24 protein-coding genes are annotated in these 17,824 nt (G+C 70.0%); 8 read left to right on the top strand and 16 right to left on the bottom strand.

Annotated features, from left to right (window positions below; all coding sequences use genetic code 11):
• Nucleotides 1–8: 8 nt before the first annotated feature.
• Nucleotides 9–608 carry a DinB family protein gene (locus ACFCV8_RS07420; RefSeq protein ID WP_376684310.1) on the top strand — a complete coding sequence of 200 codons (600 nt, stop codon included), beginning with the start codon at nt 9–11 and terminating at the stop codon, nt 606–608.
• 940 nt (nt 609–1,548) lie between these two features.
• Here the strand turns inward: ACFCV8_RS07420 and ACFCV8_RS07415 are convergent.
• The 3 genes from ACFCV8_RS07415 to ACFCV8_RS07405 all read right to left on the bottom strand — a co-directional run bounded on the left by ACFCV8_RS07415 (nt 1,549) and on the right by ACFCV8_RS07405 (nt 2,963).
• Nucleotides 1,549–1,947 (bottom strand): hypothetical protein, encoded by a 399-nt coding sequence (locus ACFCV8_RS07415; RefSeq protein WP_376684309.1) that lies wholly within the window; start codon nt 1,945–1,947, stop codon nt 1,549–1,551.
• On the bottom strand, nt 1,947–2,213 hold the full coding sequence (locus ACFCV8_RS07410) for a hypothetical protein (RefSeq protein ID WP_376684308.1): 267 nt from the start codon (nt 2,211–2,213) through the stop codon (nt 1,947–1,949). Before ACFCV8_RS07410 ends, ACFCV8_RS07415 begins: the two co-directional genes overlap by 1 nt.
• Before the next feature lie 264 nt (nt 2,214–2,477).
• Complete coding sequence (locus ACFCV8_RS07405) at nt 2,478–2,963, bottom strand: hypothetical protein (RefSeq protein WP_376684307.1); 486 nt, start codon at nt 2,961–2,963, stop codon at nt 2,478–2,480.
• A gap of 177 nt (nt 2,964–3,140) precedes the next feature.
• Here ACFCV8_RS07405 and ACFCV8_RS07400 point away from each other — a divergent pair, with 177 nt between their 5' ends.
• On the top strand, nt 3,141–3,296 hold the full coding sequence (locus ACFCV8_RS07400; protein WP_376684306.1) for a hypothetical protein: 156 nt from the start codon (nt 3,141–3,143) through the stop codon (nt 3,294–3,296).
• 372 nt (nt 3,297–3,668) lie between these two features.
• On the opposite strand, the gene ACFCV8_RS07395 is transcribed toward ACFCV8_RS07400, so the two are convergent.
• Nucleotides 3,669–3,932, bottom strand: a complete 264-nt coding sequence (locus ACFCV8_RS07395) for a hypothetical protein (RefSeq protein WP_376684305.1) — start codon at nt 3,930–3,932, stop codon at nt 3,669–3,671.
• Between the two features lie 77 nt (nt 3,933–4,009).
• Between ACFCV8_RS07395 and ACFCV8_RS07390 the strand changes: the two genes are divergently transcribed.
• Nucleotides 4,010–4,300 carry a DUF4913 domain-containing protein gene (locus tag ACFCV8_RS07390; RefSeq protein ID WP_376684304.1) on the top strand — a complete coding sequence of 97 codons (291 nt, stop codon included), beginning with the start codon at nt 4,010–4,012 and terminating at the stop codon, nt 4,298–4,300.
• Nucleotides 4,301–4,399: 99 nt separating this feature from the next.
• Here the strand turns inward: ACFCV8_RS07390 and ACFCV8_RS07385 are convergent, their stop codons facing one another.
• From ACFCV8_RS07385 to ACFCV8_RS07355, 7 genes are all read right to left on the bottom strand, one after another.
• A complete protein-coding gene (locus ACFCV8_RS07385) occupies nt 4,400–4,891 on the bottom strand; it encodes a hypothetical protein (protein ID WP_376684303.1) in 492 nt (163 codons plus the stop codon).
• Nucleotides 4,892–4,937: 46 nt separating this feature from the next.
• Nucleotides 4,938–5,222 carry a hypothetical protein gene (locus ACFCV8_RS07380; RefSeq protein WP_376684302.1) on the bottom strand — a complete coding sequence of 95 codons (285 nt, stop codon included), beginning with the start codon at nt 5,220–5,222 and terminating at the stop codon, nt 4,938–4,940.
• Nucleotides 5,215–6,348: a ParB N-terminal domain-containing protein gene (locus ACFCV8_RS07375; protein ID WP_376684301.1), complete on the bottom strand. Its 1,134-nt coding sequence runs from the start codon at nt 6,346–6,348 to the stop codon at nt 5,215–5,217. The genes ACFCV8_RS07380 and ACFCV8_RS07375 overlap by 8 nt, the downstream gene beginning before the upstream one ends.
• Nucleotides 6,348–7,682: a DUF3440 domain-containing protein gene (locus tag ACFCV8_RS07370; RefSeq protein WP_376684300.1), complete on the bottom strand. Its 1,335-nt coding sequence runs from the start codon at nt 7,680–7,682 to the stop codon at nt 6,348–6,350. Before ACFCV8_RS07370 ends, ACFCV8_RS07375 begins: the two co-directional genes overlap by 1 nt.
• A gap of 109 nt (nt 7,683–7,791) precedes the next feature.
• Entirely contained in the window at nt 7,792–9,078 is a 1,287-nt protein-coding gene (locus ACFCV8_RS07365; protein WP_376684299.1) for a helicase-related protein, read from the bottom strand.
• On the bottom strand, nt 9,075–10,763 hold the full coding sequence (locus tag ACFCV8_RS07360; protein ID WP_376684298.1) for a hypothetical protein: 1,689 nt from the start codon (nt 10,761–10,763) through the stop codon (nt 9,075–9,077). Before ACFCV8_RS07360 ends, ACFCV8_RS07365 begins: the two co-directional genes overlap by 4 nt.
• Nucleotides 10,763–11,299: a hypothetical protein gene (locus ACFCV8_RS07355; protein ID WP_376684297.1), complete on the bottom strand. Its 537-nt coding sequence runs from the start codon at nt 11,297–11,299 to the stop codon at nt 10,763–10,765. The genes ACFCV8_RS07360 and ACFCV8_RS07355 overlap by 1 nt, the downstream gene beginning before the upstream one ends.
• Before the next feature lie 116 nt (nt 11,300–11,415).
• Here ACFCV8_RS07355 and ACFCV8_RS07350 point away from each other — a divergent pair, with 116 nt between their 5' ends.
• The 5 genes from ACFCV8_RS07350 to ACFCV8_RS07330 all read left to right on the top strand — a co-directional run bounded on the left by ACFCV8_RS07350 (nt 11,416) and on the right by ACFCV8_RS07330 (nt 13,871).
• A complete protein-coding gene (locus tag ACFCV8_RS07350) occupies nt 11,416–11,706 on the top strand; it encodes a hypothetical protein (RefSeq protein ID WP_376684296.1) in 291 nt (96 codons plus the stop codon).
• An 84-nt stretch (nt 11,707–11,790) separates the two neighbouring features.
• Nucleotides 11,791–12,519 (top strand): hypothetical protein, encoded by a 729-nt coding sequence (locus ACFCV8_RS07345; RefSeq protein ID WP_376684295.1) that lies wholly within the window; start codon nt 11,791–11,793, stop codon nt 12,517–12,519.
• Between the two features lie 55 nt (nt 12,520–12,574).
• On the top strand, nt 12,575–12,697 hold the full coding sequence (locus ACFCV8_RS07340) for a hypothetical protein (RefSeq protein WP_376684294.1): 123 nt from the start codon (nt 12,575–12,577) through the stop codon (nt 12,695–12,697).
• An 8-nt stretch (nt 12,698–12,705) separates the two neighbouring features.
• The gene (locus ACFCV8_RS07335) at nt 12,706–13,494 is read left to right on the top strand and encodes a hypothetical protein (RefSeq protein ID WP_376684293.1); all 789 of its coding nucleotides are present in this window, start codon (nt 12,706–12,708) and stop codon (nt 13,492–13,494) included.
• Nucleotides 13,491–13,871: a hypothetical protein gene (locus ACFCV8_RS07330; protein ID WP_376684292.1), complete on the top strand. Its 381-nt coding sequence runs from the start codon at nt 13,491–13,493 to the stop codon at nt 13,869–13,871. Before ACFCV8_RS07335 ends, ACFCV8_RS07330 begins: the two co-directional genes overlap by 4 nt.
• A gap of 243 nt (nt 13,872–14,114) precedes the next feature.
• Here the strand turns inward: ACFCV8_RS07330 and ACFCV8_RS07325 are convergent, their stop codons facing one another.
• The 5 genes from ACFCV8_RS07325 to ACFCV8_RS07305 form a co-directional block, all read right to left on the bottom strand.
• Nucleotides 14,115–14,603 (bottom strand): hypothetical protein, encoded by a 489-nt coding sequence (locus ACFCV8_RS07325; RefSeq protein WP_376684291.1) that lies wholly within the window; start codon nt 14,601–14,603, stop codon nt 14,115–14,117.
• Between the two features lie 270 nt (nt 14,604–14,873).
• Nucleotides 14,874–15,587, bottom strand: a complete 714-nt coding sequence (locus tag ACFCV8_RS07320) for a hypothetical protein (protein WP_376684290.1) — start codon at nt 15,585–15,587, stop codon at nt 14,874–14,876.
• A gap of 299 nt (nt 15,588–15,886) precedes the next feature.
• Entirely contained in the window at nt 15,887–16,063 is a 177-nt protein-coding gene (locus ACFCV8_RS07315; RefSeq protein ID WP_376684289.1) for a hypothetical protein, read from the bottom strand.
• 96 nt (nt 16,064–16,159) lie between these two features.
• Nucleotides 16,160–16,858 carry a hypothetical protein gene (locus ACFCV8_RS07310; protein WP_376684288.1) on the bottom strand — a complete coding sequence of 233 codons (699 nt, stop codon included), beginning with the start codon at nt 16,856–16,858 and terminating at the stop codon, nt 16,160–16,162.
• Nucleotides 16,855–17,379 carry an RNA polymerase sigma factor gene (locus ACFCV8_RS07305; protein ID WP_376684287.1) on the bottom strand — a complete coding sequence of 175 codons (525 nt, stop codon included), beginning with the start codon at nt 17,377–17,379 and terminating at the stop codon, nt 16,855–16,857. Before ACFCV8_RS07305 ends, ACFCV8_RS07310 begins: the two co-directional genes overlap by 4 nt.
• Nucleotides 17,380–17,824 lie beyond the last annotated feature (445 nt).

The following is a 17,824-nucleotide window of genomic DNA, read 5'->3' as shown; positions in this document are numbered from 1 at the left end:
GTGCGGAAATGACAAGAAGCGAGCGGCTCGCGGAGCAGTTGGACTGGTACTGGCACAAGAATCTGCGGCCACGGCTGGACGGCCTTACCGATGAGGAGTACTTCTGGGAGCCGGTACGCGGCTGCTGGAGCATCCGCCCACGTGGCACGTCGGCCGCACCGATATCGGCAGGTTCGGGGCAATGGATGATGGATTCCGCGTCCTCGGCCCCGGTGCCGGCGCCGGTGACCACGATTGCCTGGCGGCTGGGACACATCATCGTCTCGTGCCTGGCCTATCGGGTCGAGTGGTACTTCGACGGCCAGAACTTCGACGCCGAGGCGTTCGCCTACGCGGGAACCGCCGACGAGGCACTCAAACAGCTCGATGAGATGTACGGGAGATGGAACGCGGGGGTCCGCGAACTCTCGGACACCGACCTGGACAATCCGCCCGCGATGGGTCCCGAGCCGTATCCCATGGAGAACAGAGTCCTGCACGTCAACAGGGAGCTGATCCATCACGGCGCCGAGATTTCCCTGCTGCGCGACCTCTATCGCTGGCAGGACGGAGCCGCACCGCGCCAGGGAGCCGCCCCCGCCGCCCAAACCCCACCGTTCGAGTTCTGAGCTCACGCCACTCACCGGCCACCTGCCGAGGGTTAGGCACGGTGGCCCGGGCGCGTTCGGCGCGGGCGCGGCGCAGGGCCGTGTGGGAGGTGGCGGCCTGGCACCAGACGGGCCTCGGCGGTGCCCGGCCGGTAGCGGCCATAGATCTCGTCGCACCGCGCCCGCAGTAAGGCCCGGAGTTCCTCAGCGTCCCCGTGGGTGAGATCGGTGGCGTAGATGTCGGGTGCGTGGCACAGCGTCTCGGGGGCCTCGCTCTGGCAGGGCGGAACCGTGCCGTGCGTCATGCCTGCTCCTCCGCTGTGGGAACGACGGGGGCGACAGGGGAGTGCAGAATGCCCCCGTCGCTCTCGTCGCCCAGGGCCTGCTCGATGAACTCGGCGTGCCCGATGGAGGTGTAGCGCCTCGTGAGCGTTGAAGACGGCGGCCTGGTGCCAGTCGGCCGGGGGTCCAGCGGTCGTCGCTGTGTTCGTCGTCCTGTCGGTAACCGAGCGGGCCGCCCCGGAGATTTTCTCGGGCGGCCCGCCTTGCCATTTCAATCAGTGGTCGCGGATCGCGGACACCCCGCCCCGGAGCGTCCGCGATCCGCGGACAGGCGGTGATCGCGTCGAACGGACCGCGTCGTCCACGTTGCGATGGGCCTCGCGGCTGTCCTGCACCCGCCACAGCGGCCGGCCGCCGTCCGACTCGGCCGTCACGGTGCCCCGGTAGACCGCGGCCTCCTACAGCGACCAGGTCGGGCGGTGACCGGGCCCCATTCCGATGCCGCGAAGCCCCGCCATGTGGGTGCGGGTGCCTGGCGGCAGCCCTCACATTCCGTCCCGCCACGACCTCACCGGTGTGCTTGCCCCTCCCCCTCCACGTCTCGCTGCCGGTGTTCGCGCTCTGGTCGGCGAGACCGCAGCAACGAGGGCCGACAGACGACTCTTCCCTGCCGGGCGTACTACTGGTCGGGGTGGACCGCCTGTACACCGGTTCCCTCGTAGAGCTCGGGGGTGAGGGTGAGGAGAAAACGGCCGGCCGGGAAGTCGGCGCTGGGGCGGGCGGCGTGGATGGCGTGGACGGCCGCCCAGGGGTGCCCGGTGTGCAACAACTCGGTAGCGGTGAGCGCGGCGGCGATGTCGAACGGCTCGATCGTGATGAACCGCAGTCCCTGGATGTAGGCGAGGAGACCGGGTCGTTCGGTGTCGCCGGCGGTGAGGGAGAGCACCGGCGTGTAGAGGATGCCCAGGCCGCCGGAGGCCTGGACGTAGAACGCGGCGACGGCCTCGTTGTGCGGGTCTTTGGGATCGTGGAGGGCGGTGGCGGTCGTGTGGTCGAGGACGACCGCGACAGGCCCCACTACGCGGCCGCCGAGTTCTGGCGGGCGCCGAGACGCTGGAGCAGGCCGCGGGCCTTCTGCTCGGCCTGCTCGCTCGGCACGGTTCCCAGGATCGAGGCGAGCTCGGCGCGGGCCTGCTCGGCTCGCTTGGCGTACTCGGCCTGGGTCGGCCGACCTGCAGCAAGCTCTTCGACGAGCTGCCGGATCGTAGTGTTGTGCTCGGCCGCCAGCGCGGACAGCCGGTCGCGCGCTGCCGTACTCACCTTGATGCTCGTTTCGTCTGCCATACCTGCACTCTACTGCGAGTAGAGGACTGGTGTGGTGCCGCGCCACGATGATGACGGTCCATGCCCGACAGCGACCGGCCTTCGATCCGCTCGGCGGCGACCGGAAAAGGGGCCACGCACGTGGTGGCCTTCGGTGCCTACCCACCCGCGGCAGCGGCTGTACAGCCGGTTCTGACGTCGGCGAGGCCGGACCGGGCACTGACCCGTTCCGGCCGAGATTCACGATCTATCCGGAATTGATCAGAACCCGCCCGATCTGGGTATTCATTTCCCCGACAAAGGTTTGACATCGAGGTAGGCCGTGTCGACAACGACCCGCAGGGGTGGCTCATCCGGCTCCGGCCGCTTGGTAGCCCGGTCCAGCACTCCGGAGATCTCGTCGTACATACGGATGGACTCGGCTTCCCGCTTCCGACTCCAGGGGGCATCACCGCCGGGCCCACCGTGCGCGTCATAGTCGAGCAATCGCAGGTAATTGGCCAGACTCACACCGGAAAGCTCGACCCGTTCCAAACCGTTGGGGAGCGTCTTCACCTTGACTTTGATCGGGCGGTCGCCTTGCTCGTAAGGAGTCTGCTCGGAGGTCTTCGCCCATAGGTCCTTGGTGGTGTCGATCTGGAAGACCTTGAGCCCTGAGGCCTTCTGCAGCCGCTCAGAATGCCGACGCGGTGACTCAACTGTGCAACTGGTCATGGCCAGGAGCAGACCCGCTCCCAGCACGGCTGACACCGATCTGGAAATGATGTTCACCGGCGCATTCTCATGGTCAGTGCCCAAGACTGCCGCCGATCCGGGCGACTCCATCCGATCGAGTGAAGCGGCAGGACGGTGCCGGAGACAGCCTCCCGTCCCCGGCAAGGACTCGGCCGTCGGATCACCGCGCGTGAAGTTGGATGGCCCAGGCGGTGACCAGCGCGCCGATCGAGGATGTCCAGCCCGTTCTCCGGGGTGCCCTCCGGGCACAGGGAGCACTGGACGGCCCGTGCGATCGACGCCTGGACCCTCGCCGCCCAGGTCCGGCGGGCGAGGGCCCGGCGGCCGACCGTCACTGTCTCGCTCATCGGCTTCCGCAGACCCAGGTGATCCGGCCGGAGCAGGCGGGGCACCCGTCACCGTCGGCACAGTCGCGCCATCCCCGGTGCGGGAGCGCGACTCCGGGGCACTCCGGCCCCCGGGTGCACGACATGGACCCGTCCCGGTGATCGAGCTGGTAGCCCCTGCACCGGGAGTACCCCGGGGTCGGCGCTGAGCAGCCGCACCCGTCGGTACAGGTCTTCACCGCCCCGGGACCAGCACCGGCTCCCGGGGCGACTGTCGCCGGGCGGCTCGCCGGGTTCTGCGGCCCGACCCGCCGGTTACGCGGCCTCTTATCTCTTTTGCCCATATCTCATCAACGGCCGGCGCCGTTACCCGGGACAGCGCCGACGGAGTGAACCGCTCGGCTCGTACCCCTGGCTACGCTCCGGCCATCTCGACCGCTGCGGTGAACGGGGCCTCGTGCGTCAGGGGCGTCTTCACCCAGGAACCGATGACGCGCCAGCCGTCCTGCTCCAGGGCCCGGGTGGCGGCGTCGGGGTCGAACGGGTCGTCGGGGCCGGTGCCGGTGCAGTAGCCGAGCGGGCCCTGGGCGGGGTCGTCGATGTAGACGTGCCAGTCGGTGTCGTACTCGGCCCGTGCGGTCAATGCCGTGGCGGGCGCGATGAGATGGTCGTGCGTCATACCCTCACGGTAGAGCCGGGAACGGGAGCGCGGGCCGTCTTCCGCATTCCGGTCCGCCGGACTGTGGGAGCAGGTATATGCAGGACGGTTCTGCCGAGCGACCCCGACCGATCAGGGAGCTGTCCGTTCCCGCGCGGCGGCGGACGCGAGGGCCCTCGACTCCGCCCGCCCCTGGCCGCCGCCGAGGAGGTCGGCCCCGGCCGAGGGAGGGCCGCACGCTTGGTCAGCAGTCGACACACACCGGGCCCTCGGTCTGGCACCGCGACCACATGGACCCCGCCCTGCGTGAACTGCGCGGGTCCGGCGGACCCTTCACCGGCTGCACCAAGGGCGAGCACCGTCTGCCCGGCCTGGTGCCCAGCGCCTGAACCCACGCCGCGGACTGAGACAGAGGGGGAGGCACAGGAACGGGCCGCCGGGAGGAGAGTTTCTCCCGGCGGCCCGTTCGCTGCCTGCTGTCCGCTGACTCAGTTCCGGACGGCTCGGATGATGATCATGGGGTCGGAGTCCGTGTGTGCCAGCGGGTCGTGTTCGTCGATTTCCGGGTAGACGTCGGCGATCTTCGCTGCGACGTCGGGCAGCCCGAATGTCACGGACCGGCGGTCGAGCCATTGAGGGGCGGGGACGAGGACCCCGCCCCTGTCCGTCTCGACCAGGGTGACCTCAAGGTCGGTCTTCTCCGGGTCGAGGCAGTCCTCACCGATGAAGCCCACGATGATGTCGCCTGCGCGGATCTCGCTGGCCATGACGACGACGGCGCCGGTGAAGAGCTCCGGAACGGGCAGCGGTTCACTGCTTCGCTCTCCGTTCGGGTACGCGTCCCACTGGTCGTAGCAGGCGACGCGCGGGTAGCGCACCGCCAGCTCGCTCCAGGGCACGTCCCGCGCAGCCTCGGCCCGGCCGCCGTCGAAGAAATCGGCCCTGACCTGAAACTCGTTGTCGAAATCGTTCGCCATCATGCTTCCTTCCGGCGTGGTGCCTGGTGGTGGCGCGGGGGCCGGGCGGTCATCCGGGGATGTCGCCGGGGTGGAGGGTGGTGCCGAGGGTGACGGCTTCGACGGCTTCAGCGAGGCTGATGTCGTGGTCGGCGGCTCGGTCGCGGGCCCGGCGGACGAGGTCGCGCGGGAGCCTTGCCGAGATCTGCGTGAGGACCGGGCGGCGGTGGTCGGGGATCTCGCCGCGGGCGATCTGTTCGAGGGCTGCCCGGAGTGCTTCGGTGCGATTCCTGGAGGCGTCGATGCGGGCGAGAGCGCGCTCGTCGAGGCGGAGGGTGACGGGGCTCTCAGGCATCGGGGTGTCCCTCGCTGTAGCCGCGGCCGGCGTGGACGGAGGCCAGTGGCCGGTCGTCCTTCATCCGGAGCAGCTGCTCGGCCCCGATGCCGATGTGCTTCAGCACCCAGGTGTCGGACTTGGTGCGGGCGACGTCGCGGACCAGGTCCCGGGTGAGGAGGACGCTGTGGGTGCCGCGGAAGCGGTTGTGGCGGACGGTGGAGCTCATCATGTGGGGCAGGTCGCCCTCGAGGGCGACGACGGGCAGCAGGTCGTTCTCCCGCGCGCGGATGCGGGGGGTGTCGCGCATCGTGAGGTAGCGGTGGTAGCCGTCGACGATCTCGTAGATGTCCTCGTCGGGGAGGTAGTGGGCGACGACGGGCTGGGTGAAGCCGTCCTCCCAGACCGAGGTCCGCAGGAGCCGACGACGCTGCGGGGTCATCTGGTTGGGGTTGTAGTTGTTGGCGCGGACCTTGCTCATCGGGACGGCCTGGACCCGGTAGACGGGGCTGTCCGAGGGCGCGCCCGTACGGGGCGTGTGGAGCGGGAGGACCTGCTGCACCGGGGTGTCGGGCCCCGGCTCCTCCTGCCAGCGGGGGGTGCTGGCGGGGGGTTCGATGTCCACGGCGCCGGTGCCGAAGAAGTACCGGGCGATCCCGGTCAGCTGGAGGAGCCGGCGGAATTCGTCGGGCTCCATGCCCAGCTGACGCATGGTCCACTTGGGCGTCATGCCGGAGTCGATGAGCAGGGCGACCAGCCGTGACATCAGCTCGTCGTCGTGCGCGCCCCGGGCCTGGTTGTGGCGGACGGTGGAGGCTTTGAGCTCGTCGTCGTCCTTGCCGCGCAGGACGACGACGGGGAGCGTGTCCTTCTCCCGCTCGCGGATGCGGGCGGACTCGCACACGGTGCGCCAGCGGTGGTAGCCGTCGACGATCTCGTAGATGCCGGTGGCCGTGTTGTGGACGGTGACGACGGGCTGGGTGATGCCGTCGACCCACATCGAGTGCTCCAGCCCCGTCAGCTCCGGCGGCGCCACCTTGTTCGGGTTGTAGTTGTTCGCCCGGACCTGGTCCAGCGGGACGGGGCGCACGTCGTAGACGGGGCTGTGGAACGACTGCTGGGCCGGCTTCTTCGTACGGGTGGCCATCACAGGGTCTCTTTCAGCTTCTCCAGGGCCTTGACCCTCTGGGTGTGCCGGATCGCGGTCTGGCCGAAGCCCATGCCCTTGAGCTGCCAGTCGTTCTTGAGGAAGCAGACGGCCATGCGCCGCCAGTCCGGGACCTCCGCGACCGGCCCGCGGCCGGAGAGGTCGTCGGGGTAGCGGGAGAAACGCACGATCTCCATCGGGGTCTTGCGCTTGCGGTTGTCGGTGGGCGCGCCCAGGAACTCGACCTCGGCGTCCTCGGGCGGGTTCTCCCGCAGGTTCGCCACGGTGCCGGCGGTCAGTGCGCCGCCGGTGACGGTCCAGTACCGCATGGTGGTGCGGATCTTCGGGAACATCTCCTCCCGCCGCTCCTCGGGGAGGGTCTTCCAGAGGAAGACCGCGTAGGACTTCCAGGTGTGCCCCTCGGGGAGCCTGACCTTTCCCGTGCCCATGGCCCTGGTGCCGCCGTAGATCGCGGTGAAGTTGGCGCCGTTTACGCGGCCGACGAGGCGGCCCCAGGTGTCCGGCTCGATCTCCCGGTAGAGCTTGAGGGATTCCTGCCCCTCGCCCCGGAAGGGGCTGGCCACGCGCATGTCATTGAGCGGGACACCGGCGAGGTGGAAGAGGTCGTAGAGCTCGTTGTAGGACCACTGGTGGTCGCCGTTCGCGACCCAGATGTCCTCGACGTTCCAGTCGTGGATCGGGTAGGCGTTGTAGACGCCGTTGCTGAGCTTGGTGGTCCACCGGTAGGACTGCCACATGGCGTGCTTGTCCTCGCGGTGGATCGCGGCCTGGCGGTGGTGGGACTCCTGGGTGCGGATCCCGACGAGGACGGCGGTCCGCTCGGCGCCGGCGCGGCGGTGCAGCCACCGGGAGACCTGCTCCTGGAAGGTGTAGTCCCACACCCCGTCGTACGCCGGGAAGCCCTCGGGAACGTTCCCGGTGTGGATGACGCCGGAGGCGTCGGGCAGGGGACGGACCCAGATGTCCTGAAGTTCCGGATCCCACGGCTTCCAGTGGCTCTGGTACATCGACACCTCGCTGATCACGGCCATGGGGAGGCAGATCCAGACGGGGTCGATGAGGTCCGGGTTCGAGGTCATGACCTCGGTGACGTAGTCGGTGGTGGCCTGGTACTGGGCCTCGTAGTCGAAGTGGACCACGGTGATCTTCTTCGTGATGCCGTGCTCGCGCATGTAGGCGAGGGTCGCGTTGAGCATCACGCCGGAGTCCTTGCCGCCGGAGAACGCGACCACGATGTTGTCGAAGTCCCGGAAGACGACGCCCAGCCGCCGCCGGGTCGCCTCCCAGACGTCGATGGCCTTGCTCTTCTTCATCGGGGCCTTCCTCCATTCTCGGTACTGCCGCACAGGAGACGGGATGCGGGACTGCCCAGGAACGGAGCGGCCCCACACCCCCACTGTATCCCATTTCGGGATACGGCTTCTACAGGATCCCGGACGGGTCGATCTCCCGGCGCATCAGTTGCGCGAGCCATTCCTTCTTGCCCAGGTTGCGGGCGACGAGGGCGTCGATGCCCAGGTCGGAGGTGTGCGTCGTGTAGACGAGGGCGTTCTTCTGGCCCAGGCGGCGGATCCGGCTGCGGGCCTGCTCGACCTGCCCGAAGTCGAAGGGCAGCGAGGCGAGGTGGGCCGAGGCCACGTGCTGGAGGTTCAGGCCGAAGCTGCCGGTGTTGTAGGTGATCAGGAGCGGCAGGCGCTCCTTGCGGAAGCGGGCAAAGATCTCCGCGCGCTCGCGGGCGGGCGTGGCACCGGACATGACGAGGTGGTCGCCCGTGAGGGCGGCGGAGATCGCGGCCTGCTCGGCACGGTACTGGCAGAAGACGATCGTGTGCTGCCCCTCGACCCGTTCGGCGACGGAGGCGCACTTGGCGGGGCAGCAGGCGGCGGTCTTCTTGAGGTTCCCGAGCATGCGGTACAGCGCGATCTCCTCGCCGTACCGCTCCCACGCCGCGAAGAACTCATCGCGCTCGGCCTCGTACGCCGCGCGGGTTGCCGCGCCGGCCTCGTGCGAGACCTCCAGCTCGGCCTCGGGCAGACCGATGTCCAGGCGCGCCTCGAAGATGTACCGCTCCATCAGGCCGCGCAGGTGCGCCACGTTCGGTTCGTAGACCTTGAACCAGGCGCGGCGGCCGCGGTCGGGGTCGGCGCGCTCGATCAGGGTGAAGTACCGGTAGCTGAACTGCCGGTCGCTGGTACCCAAGATCTTGGGGTGGAGCCAGTCCATCTGCCGCTTGACGTCCCACAGGTCCCGGGTCAGCGGCGTGCCGTTGAGCGCGAGCGCGTACGCGGCGTGCCGGCGTAGTTCGAGCATCCGCTGGTGGCGTTTGGACCAGCCGTTCTTGATGAAGCTGGACTCGTCGGCGACGATCAGCAGTTTCCGGGTTTTGGCCCAGGTGAGGGTGTCGAGGTAGGCGCGGTCGGACTGGGAGAGGGTCTGGTAGCCGAGGTAGCGCACGGGGACGTCGCAGCCCCAGCGCTCGACTTCGGCCTGGACGGTGGAGAGCACGGAGTAGGGCGCCACCCACAGCACCGCGTCGACCCGCCCGGCGCGGGCCCGGTGATTGGCCAGCTCGACCGCGACCCGCGACTTGCCCATGCCCTGCTCCATGAAGACGGCACCGGCCTTCAGTCGGGCGAAGCGGCGCAGGGCGCCGGTCTGCTCGATCGTCAGCCCCGGCAGTTCCGGCGCCCCGGCCGCTTCTCCCGTCATCGGTCCGCGTTCCTCTCCCGCTCGTTGGCCCCGTGCCCCGCCACACCGGCGTTGTCGGGGTGGTCGTCACCGGGGTCCTGGCCGTCGTCGTCGGTGTCCCACTCCTCGGGGATGTCGAGGCCGTCGTCGAGGAGTTCGGGGTCGATCTCCGGTACGGCGGGGTCGAGGAGGTCGGGGACGCGCTGGTGGGTGCCGGGGACGGGCTCGGTGCGGGCCCAGTCGGCGGTGACTTCCACGAACTCGGCGGCGGACAGGGTCCGCGTGCCGCCCTGGGGGAGGCGGAGCTGGAACTCCCAGCGGTCGGGGAAGCGCCACTCGACCGCGCCGCCCTTGAGGGCCCGGCACATCGTCCCCCGGTGGAATACGACCGCCTTCGGGTCCTGCGTCTCCCAGCCGAAGCGGACCATGCTCGCGTCCTTCACCTGCCGGACCCGGGAGGAGTGGAAGACCACCCGGTGCCACCGCTCCTGCGGCACGGCCAGCGAATCCCCCGGCCCCTGAAGGGGACGGGCCCGGTCCTCGGCGAGCTCCGCCGCCGGGACCGTGGTCCTCCCGGCGCCCCCGTGCAGCCGCAACTGTGGCGTGTCGGACGGGACCAGCAGCGTCACGTATCCGGGCCGGTGCTGCACCACCAGCCTCCGCCGGTGGTGCAGATACAGCCCCTCCCACCGGGAGCACCGCAGCATCACCCGCACGTGGCCGGGCATCCGGTCCCCGAAGGCGTCGATGGCCTCGGCGATGTCACCTTCGGGGACATCGATCTCGTTCCACGCCTCCGGCCGCCAGGGGGCCGGGAGCAGGTAGTGGCGGGGGCCGGGCCCCTCCCGGCGGCCGGCGGTACGGTCGGCGTGCATCTCCTGCGCCGCCACGCGCCTCACCCGCCGCCCGTCGGACACCGCGAAGGTCCACCCGCCGTGGAACTTCAGCTCCACCGGCCCGGCTTCGTCGTCGTCGGCCTGCTCCGTGCCGGCGGTACCGGTGTGCACGGTGGTCAGGGAGGCGGGGTGGGTGAAGAAGCAGCCCTCCCACCGCGAGCCCCGGAGCGTCACGACGGCGTCGCCGTCCTGCTCGATCCGGACCTCGCCCCGGGGAAGCCGGAGGGTGTTGTTGCCGTTCGGGTCGAATCCGGCGGCCTCCTGCTCCGGGGTGCGCGGAACGAACTCCCCTCTCCTGGCGAGCGACACCAACCGGGCTGCCACAGTGGTCTGGTTGTCGATGAACCAGCGGGCCGTGCTCACCTCCCGCAACGCCGCCAGCGCCGTCCGCCCGGCCTCCTCGGCCCCGGCCGCCTCGGCGGCCTTGGCGGCCCGGGCCGCGGCGCGGCGCGCGCTCCTCTCGGAGACGGGCCCGTCCCCGTCCGGGGCCGCCTCGCCGTCCCGCGGCACCCGGTACCGCTGGAGGCCGTCGACGAACTCCTCCAGGCGAGAGATGAGATCGCGCCGGATGGTCTCGGCCCAGGCGACCTGCTTGGGGCTGCCCTCCAGCTCGGGCAGCCCCTCACGCCCGGCGGCCTCGACAGCGGCCCGGCGCTCCTCCTCACGCTCGCGGTCCCGCTCCTTCTGCCAGCACTCACGGCACGGGCGTTCCTCCTCCTTCCCGGCGCGCCACTCGCGGTCGCGGCGGCTCCCGGAGAGCTGGACCGTCGCCTCGTGGCCACAGGAGTGGGTGATCTGGTAGCGGGCCATCAGAGAAGCCGCCCCGTCGGCACGGTCAGGTCGGTGATCACGGAGATGGCGCGGCGGGCCCACTCGTCCCAGTCGTAGATGTCGGTGGTCCGGTCGCCCTCCACGGCGATCCGCCGGCGGCGCCGCAGCATCTCCAGCGCCTTCTCCCGCCCGCCCCACAGGGTGATCTCCTCCTCGCTCATCCCGTCGAGGGTGACCGGGCCGGCCCCGGCGAGCCGGGTCTCGACCGGGATCACCGGCGGCATGGGCAGGTGACCAGCCCGGGCGACGGCCTGCTCGCACAGGACCTCCGCCGCGCGGCCGCGCCCGTCGTCGAACTCGCCCGCCCGCACCTGGTCGGCCGGGTCCGTCCACAGCAGGTCGTACCAGGCGTCCTCGCGGGCCGGGCGGGGCGAGCGGTACTCCGTCCAGCGCGGGAGGACCGTCAGGTCGAGGCGCTCGCCCCCGAGGCACTGCATCTCCGGTTCCATCTCGGTGATCGCGCGGTACGCGCGGTGGGTCGGCGTGCCCCCGTCGAATCCGTACATCCGCAGCATGGGTTCCCCTTTTCCTCCGGTCGCGGTGCCTTCGCAGCGCGCAATCCCTTGCGGTAACGCAATAGACTGTAGTGACTCTCTTTCGCTACCGCAAGAGACTGTCTATAGTCGTGCCCATGGACAGCACTCCCGAGCCCCCGCCGGACCCCCGGCCCTCCCCCGGCGCACCGCCGCCGGCCGAGTACGTCACCCCCACCGACCTCGCGCGCATCGTCGTCAGGAACGGCTGGGCCGCGACGATGACCCGCCAGCGCGTCATGCAGCTCGCCGACACCGACCCGGACTGGCCCGTCCCCCGCACCGAATGGAAGCGCGTGGGCAATTACTGGCAGATCCCCCTCGACGACCGGCTCAAGGTCTACTTCACCCGTCGCTCGGACCGGCCCGGTCCCAAGGGCTGGACGTAGCACAGCCGCCCGAGCCGGGCTCGGGGCCGCCAGGCCCGGGGCCGCATGCCAGAACGCCCTGCACCCAGTCACGAGGAGACCGAAATGAGCACGGCAGGCGAAACCCTTGCCACCGAACGCATCCAGGCCGCCGGCTACCACGCCCTGGAGCCTTTTCCCGGAAGGGTGAACCGGCGGTGGCTCATGGAGTGCACCGAATGCGGCGAGCAGCAGCGGCTCCGCCCGGACACCAAGCTGAAGCCGTGCGAGCACAAGATCTGGGAGCGGCAGCGCAAGACCGAAGAGACCCTGGAGAAGCAGTACTACGACGCGCTCATCGTGGTCAGGAAAAGGAACCTCGAAACGAAAAACCTCCGCGCACTGGAGCCCCACCCGCGTGCCGAGGGCGTGCCCTGGTGGGTCGAGTGCAAATACTGCGGCCGCACCTGGCACATGAAGGAAGACCGCCTGCGCGCCTGCCCGCACAAGGGGACCGGCGACGAGGGCGCGCCCCCACCGCCAGTCAAGCCCGCCCCGAAGAAGCGAGTGCGGAAGCCGAATGACGGGAACCTCGCCTTCGAGCGCTTCTGGGAGCCGCTGCCCGTGCGGTGGACAGTGCAGGGCCTCCCCGAGGGCAACAACCGGTTCCGGACCGAGATCATGCGTGGCTGGTGGGACACGGCGACTGAGAGGGAGCGCGAGCAGCGACTGGCTGACCAGCGTGCCCACATTGTCGCGACCGTGGCCAGGACGATGGGTGTGAACGTCGACCCCGCCGGGGTGACATACACGATGGGCGACGAGAAGAGCGCGGGGCCGGTACATCCGGGCTAGCAGCCCAAATGGGTTTGCTGAACGGCGGGAACGCCTCCTGCGGGGCTCCGCGGCCGTGTCGGGGGCCGCCGACCGACGCCGTCAGCCGGACGGGCCGCCCTCACGCAGCAGCACCCCGGACGACCAGGCCCCGGTCGTCAACACGCCCGCCAACGACGAACACACCAAGGAGAAGTGACCCGACTCATGAAGCAGCTCCCCCTGAAGGCGCACCTGTACCCCAGCGCGGACAGCGGCACCTGGATGATCGACGTCATCCGCAACCTGCCTCGGCTCAGCGACGACTACGAGGAGCCCGTCGAGCCCGATGACGAGGACGGGCACGTCGCCACGATGGACACGGGTGTCCCGGAACCGCGCGCCACCTCAGAGTCCATTCCGCAGGAAGAGCTGGAGCGGAGGGCGATCGAGACGCTGCGGCGGCACTACTTCTATGCCCGGCCGGGGTGGCAGATCGGCAACGGCGAACTGACCGCGGTCGTGAACCCGATCGAGCCCACCTATCTGGTGGCCTGGGAATTCTGGAGGGCGTACGGCGGCCGCGACGGCGAGACCCGTAAGCTCGGTGACAGCCCCGAGCTGCACGCCCTGGGAGCTCTCTTCACGCAGCACAGCGTCACGCCCGAAGCGGTGCACTGTGGCGCACTGCGGCTCCTGGCCGAGATCGCCGATCCCCTGAGCGACGAGGGGGAGGCGGAGCGGGTCCTGCGCCTCTGGCAGGCCTTTCAGGAGGTGCCCGTCGTGGCTGACACCGCCACGGCGCTGCTGGCGGCCGAGCCGATCGACGCCTGGCATGAAACCCGCATGGCGCTGGGCGTCAACCCCCTCGTCGACGTGATCGAGCTGTGGCGGCTGGCGTTCTCCCTGTCCGGGGCCTTCGACCTCATGTGCAACGCCGTCGGCACCGCCGCCCGCTTCTTCGTGGGCACCGAAGACGGCCTGCTGGACCCCTTTGAGCCCGCTCCCCCGAAGTGAACCAGGCCGCTCCCTGGACAACGGGTCCCACACAGCCCAAGGCCCGCCACGATTACGCGAATCGCGCCGGCACCCTCGGCGGACAGCCTCCGGGGCCAGCCGGCGCGGACGTCTCCGAGGCGGATGGCCAGGGCATCACGGAGGGGCTGCACAAGCAGCACAACCACTACCGGACCGAGAACATGCGCGGCTGGTGGGACAAGGCGACCAAGAAGGAGCGCGAGCAGCGACTGGCCGACCAGCGCGACCACATCGTCGCGACCGTGGCCAGGACGCTGGGCGTGGACGTCGACCCCACCGAAGTGACATACACGATGGGCGACGAAAAGGGTGCGGGGCCCTGTCACACCACGCCATCAGGTCCTTGCTGCCGCTGAAGCAAGGACCTGACGGCGTGGCCGGCTTCCCCCCGGGGCGGATCGGTGGAGGCTGGGGCGACAGTTTCTCCGGCCCGGTGGGTGCGGCGCAGATGCCGGGAGCGGGACACCGGCCGAAGGCCGAAGTGCCGCGCGGTGGCCGTGATCCGACCCGGGGCCGCCGCGCGTCCGGTGCGACCCCGTCGGCGTCCAGCGCGCCCGCCCTGCCCCGGCCGGCCGAACGCCGGGGCGCCCGCCGCCCGACTACGGCGTGTGGAGGACCTCGGCCCACTCGGAGAGCCGTGTCGGCGCGCCGAGGGCGGCGTCGAGCAGGAGCGGGTTCCCGATCGACACGGACACCGACCGGAACGCGATCTTGTACCGGCCTTCGACGACGCCCCCCGCCCAGAAGGGCAGGTCCGGTTCGGGGACGCCCTCGCCTGCCGGAACGTGGGAGGTATCCGCCATCGCGGGCAGCGGTTCCAGCACTACGCAGATCTTGGCCTGGGCGCCGTAGGACCCCGTCGGCGACGCCGCGGCGACCCATTGGTCCGAGACCAGCAGGGGAGCACCGAGCATCCGTCCGTGGGAAGCGAAGCACGTGAGTTCGTTGCCCTGGGCGTGCAGCGTCACCGGCAGCGGCAGGTTCGCGACGTCGTCCTGCACGTCGGCCGCAATGATGAGGAGCGCGTTGTCGGTGTCCGCGCCGGTCCGCTCCGCCGGCAGGACAACGGTCACGTAGTGGATTCCCATGCAGCGGACCCTATCGACCCTCGCGGCGGCCGTGGCATGTCTCGGCCAGGGGGTATCCGCTCCCGGGTAGGCGCGGCCGTCGTACGGGTTGAAGACGTCGAGGACTTGCCCGGCGAGCGGTTCGAGGTCGCCTCCGGGTCGATGAAGAGGCTGTGGTGTACGTGCCGGATGCCTCCCGCGTCCTGAAGTGGGCGTCGGCCGCCTTGCGTCGGCCCGGCTCCGAGCCGTCTCACGCCTGCGCCGCGAACGGCGATGACACGGGGCCGACGGTCAGGGGTCCGTGCGTGCCAGCGCGGCGGCGGCCGCGCTGGCGATCTCCGGGTCCGTGAGGATCGCGGCAGTCACGGCGTCGGCGGTAAGCCCGGACGGCTGGGCCGGTACGACACTGCACACCCGGGTTTCCAGCTCGTTGAGGATGGCGATGAACGGGCCGACCTCGTCACCACCCGCCAGGCCATAAGCGTCCAGCTCGGTAGACAGGCCGGTGAGGGCCTCCCGCAGGCTCGACAGGACGGCCCGCATCTCCCGCGGCCGCCTGGCGACGGCCAGGGCCGGGTACTTCTTCGTCTGCCTGTACGCGTCCTCCAGCCGGTCCACGGCGGCCTCGACGTACGAAGCCGCTTCGCCGAGCGCCTCGCCGGGGCCACCGACTGTGAGGAGAGGGCTGTAGTCACAGCCGTCGACGCCCTTCGCCATCTGACGGTCGATGCCGAGTTCTCGCAGCCCGTAGGCCTTGGCCATCTCGTCGACCGAGTAGGCCAGGAGGCGGCTGACATCCACGATGGAATGGATCATGCGGCGCACGGTGCCCCGGCGCTCCGTGGCCTTGGTCTCCTTCTCCTCCACCACCAGGGCCTGGTGCTCGGCGCCAAGGTGCTCGAAGGCGGCCAGGAGGTTCAGCGTGATGTCACGGAGGACGTCCCCACGTTCCACGACTGCCTCGCGAAGGCCGTCGCGTTCGGGAGTGATGAGCTGTTCAGTCATGGTTGGCCTCCCAATTCGTCCGCGCGATGCGTGGTCGCGGAGCCGCGCGGGGACGCGCCGTCCGGTCGCGTCGCCGCGTACAACGATGGCGAGCGTCAGGGGGACACGGATGCGGCGGCCTGACACGTTGTCGCGTCCGCGACGGCGGGGCTCCGGCACGGTGAGGCCGCCTCCTGATGTGCGGCAGCCGCATCGAAGCTGCCTCCCGGAGGGGCGCGGCCCCCGACCGCGGCCCCGACAAGGGGCGTGCGGGACGGCGTAGAACCTTCCAGCGGCGCGTCGGCGCTGCCTCTTCCGACCTACAGGTGCTGCTGGATCCACCAGAAGCCGAGGCCGACGATTCCGGCGCCGGTGGCGTAGGCCGCGCCGCGGAGGGCGCTGGAGAGCAGGGCGTGGCGGCGGCGGGCAAGCCACTGGTTGGTGCGGTGGATTCGGCCGGTGTGCCCCGTGGTGTCGGGCTGGCGGCTAGTGTGCATGAGGTGCTCCGTTGTCGCGGGTGCTGTTTTCAGGAAGTCCGGCGGGGGCTGGGCGGCGTAGGAACCTTCAGCCCCGGCCGGACTTCTTTTTCGTTCTCACTGGCTGATGGCGAGTTCGTGGATGCGGTCGGCGAGGTGAGGGGCCGGCCGGCAGACGAGGCCGTCGTCGTGGCGGGTGGTCAGGCGCTCGAAGTCGGCTTCCAGCTGGCCGGTGGGGACGGTGCGGCAGGTGTGGTGCCGGTCGGAGTAGCCGGCGACGGTTTCCAGTGCCTCCAGGAACTCTTCCGGGTCGACGAGGGTACGGTCCGGGCCGAGCTCGAAGAGGGAGGCGGTGACCTGTCGCTTCCAGAAGTGAGCTTCGCGTTCTTCGCCGAGGCCGAGGTGGTCCAGGTAGAGGCAGTACGCGGCGGCGGTGCTCCCGGCGCCGGCCGCGAATCTCCACCAGAACCGGGCGCTTTCGGGGTGGTGGGCGAGGTAGAGCATGCACGCGAAGGCGTGGGCGCCGTCGACGTCGACGGCGTTGGTCCAGCCGTCGAACTGGGCGATGCTCTCGTCGTCGCCGAGGAGCGCGGAGAGCTCTTCTACGTGTGCGGCTGCTCCGGCCTGGGTGACGGCCCAGCGGGCCATGACGCCGAGGCGGCGTCGGGCGCTCGCGCCGGTGGAAGCCGGTCCGGGGGCGGAGGGCGTGTATCCGGCGTCCCGGGCGAGGCGGCGGAGCCCGGCGCCGACGTCGAAGGGGCGGCGGGGTTCACGGGCGTCGGCGGCGTCGGCGAATGCCTTTTTCCAGGCGCTCACAGGGTGTCTTCCTTCTTGATCGGCCGGGTGGCGCGGCGGTAGATGGGGTCGAGGCGTTCCTGGGCCCTGCGGCAGTGGTGGGTGACGGTGCTGGGCGTGAGGCCCATGTACCAGGCGATGTCGCGGGTCTGGTATTTCCCGATGTGGCGCAGGACGACGGCGTCGAACTGGCGCGGGGGGAGTTTGCTGAGGGCCGGGTACAGGCCGATGTGGCTGTCCATCGTCGTGAGGTTCTTGCGCAGGCCGTCGAGGAGTTCGCCGATGACGACGCGGCGCATGATCTGCCAGGTCTGTTCCTGCAGGTCGGGTTCAGTGAGCAGGTTGTCCCAGTGCCGCAGGATCTCCAGGAAGGCGCGGTGGACGGCTCGCTCGGCGCGGTCGTTGGTGTGCAGGATGGCGAGGGCGTACCCGTGGAACGCTTCCTGGTTGGTGAGGTAGTGGGCCTCGAAATCCAGCGGGAGCGGGAGCGGGGCCTCGGTCACGGGGGTGTGACCGTACTCCTCGCGTACTTCGTCGGTCATGGGTCCTCTTCATTGAGGGGGATGCGATGTGGTCGGGCACGTCCTGATGCGCCGTCACGGGTCACTCAACCGGTCGAATCAGCCGAACGCGCATGCGCGGCCGAACGAATATCACGCACTGGTATGAGCCATAGGCGGAACGTGATGTTATGACACACGGTGCAGCAGTGCTGACCTGCGGTGACTTAGTGGCTGATGTGGCGTGCCACTGACAAGCCGGCCGCGTGAAGTGGCACAAGTCACAGGCGTGATCGATGGTGCGCAAGCGGACGATGCTCACGATCGAGTGAACCGTCTCAACTCGCATGCAGATCAGATGTGTTGAGTGCTATGGACGGCTTTCCGTCCTGCTCTGCGCGCGGCGTGGCACGCCGCCTGCCCCTCTCGGATTGCCGGACCGGGATGTGCTGCGACGCCGGTGGCCTGATGACGCCGGTCCGCGGAG

This window comes from Streptomyces sp. NPDC056347 (genome assembly GCF_042262625.1).
Taxonomy (GTDB): Bacteria; Actinomycetota; Actinomycetes; order Streptomycetales; family Streptomycetaceae; genus Streptomyces.
The sequence above is the reverse complement of the archived record's forward strand: the minus strand, read 5'-3'. Positions and strand labels throughout refer to the sequence as shown.

Bases quoted from the DNA above. Each gene is read 5' to 3' on its own strand.
- ACFCV8_RS07400 (WP_376684306.1), top strand. From the start codon at position 3,141: ATGTCCAGCCCGTTCTCCGGGGTGCCCTCCGGGCACAGGGAGCACTGG.
- ACFCV8_RS07365 (WP_376684299.1), bottom strand. From the start codon at position 9,078: ATGACGGGAGAAGCGGCCGGGGCGCCGGAACTGCCGGGGCTGACGATC.
- ACFCV8_RS07395 (WP_376684305.1), bottom strand. From the start codon at position 3,932: ATGACGCACGACCATCTCATCGCGCCCGCCACGGCATTGACCGCACGG.
- ACFCV8_RS07370 (WP_376684300.1), bottom strand. From the start codon at position 7,682: ATGAAGAAGAGCAAGGCCATCGACGTCTGGGAGGCGACCCGGCGGCGG.
- ACFCV8_RS07410 (WP_376684308.1), bottom strand. From the start codon at position 2,213: ATGGCAGACGAAACGAGCATCAAGGTGAGTACGGCAGCGCGCGACCGG.
- ACFCV8_RS07355 (WP_376684297.1), bottom strand. From the start codon at position 11,299: ATGCTGCGGATGTACGGATTCGACGGGGGCACGCCGACCCACCGCGCG.
- ACFCV8_RS07335 (WP_376684293.1), top strand. From the start codon at position 12,706: ATGAAGCAGCTCCCCCTGAAGGCGCACCTGTACCCCAGCGCGGACAGC.
- ACFCV8_RS07315 (WP_376684289.1), bottom strand. From the start codon at position 16,063: ATGCACACTAGCCGCCAGCCCGACACCACGGGGCACACCGGCCGAATC.
- ACFCV8_RS07305 (WP_376684287.1), bottom strand. From the start codon at position 17,379: ATGACCGACGAAGTACGCGAGGAGTACGGTCACACCCCCGTGACCGAG.
- ACFCV8_RS07320 (WP_376684290.1), bottom strand. From the start codon at position 15,587: ATGACTGAACAGCTCATCACTCCCGAACGCGACGGCCTTCGCGAGGCA.
- ACFCV8_RS07380 (WP_376684302.1), bottom strand. From the start codon at position 5,222: ATGCCTGAGAGCCCCGTCACCCTCCGCCTCGACGAGCGCGCTCTCGCC.
- ACFCV8_RS07390 (WP_376684304.1), top strand. From the start codon at position 4,010: ATGCAGGACGGTTCTGCCGAGCGACCCCGACCGATCAGGGAGCTGTCC.
- ACFCV8_RS07325 (WP_376684291.1), bottom strand. From the start codon at position 14,603: ATGGGAATCCACTACGTGACCGTTGTCCTGCCGGCGGAGCGGACCGGC.
- ACFCV8_RS07345 (WP_376684295.1), top strand. From the start codon at position 11,791: ATGAGCACGGCAGGCGAAACCCTTGCCACCGAACGCATCCAGGCCGCC.
- ACFCV8_RS07385 (WP_376684303.1), bottom strand. From the start codon at position 4,891: ATGATGGCGAACGATTTCGACAACGAGTTTCAGGTCAGGGCCGATTTC.
- ACFCV8_RS07375 (WP_376684301.1), bottom strand. From the start codon at position 6,348: ATGGCCACCCGTACGAAGAAGCCGGCCCAGCAGTCGTTCCACAGCCCC.
- ACFCV8_RS07420 (WP_376684310.1), top strand. From the start codon at position 9: ATGACAAGAAGCGAGCGGCTCGCGGAGCAGTTGGACTGGTACTGGCAC.
- ACFCV8_RS07360 (WP_376684298.1), bottom strand. From the start codon at position 10,763: ATGGCCCGCTACCAGATCACCCACTCCTGTGGCCACGAGGCGACGGTC.
- ACFCV8_RS07350 (WP_376684296.1), top strand. From the start codon at position 11,416: ATGGACAGCACTCCCGAGCCCCCGCCGGACCCCCGGCCCTCCCCCGGC.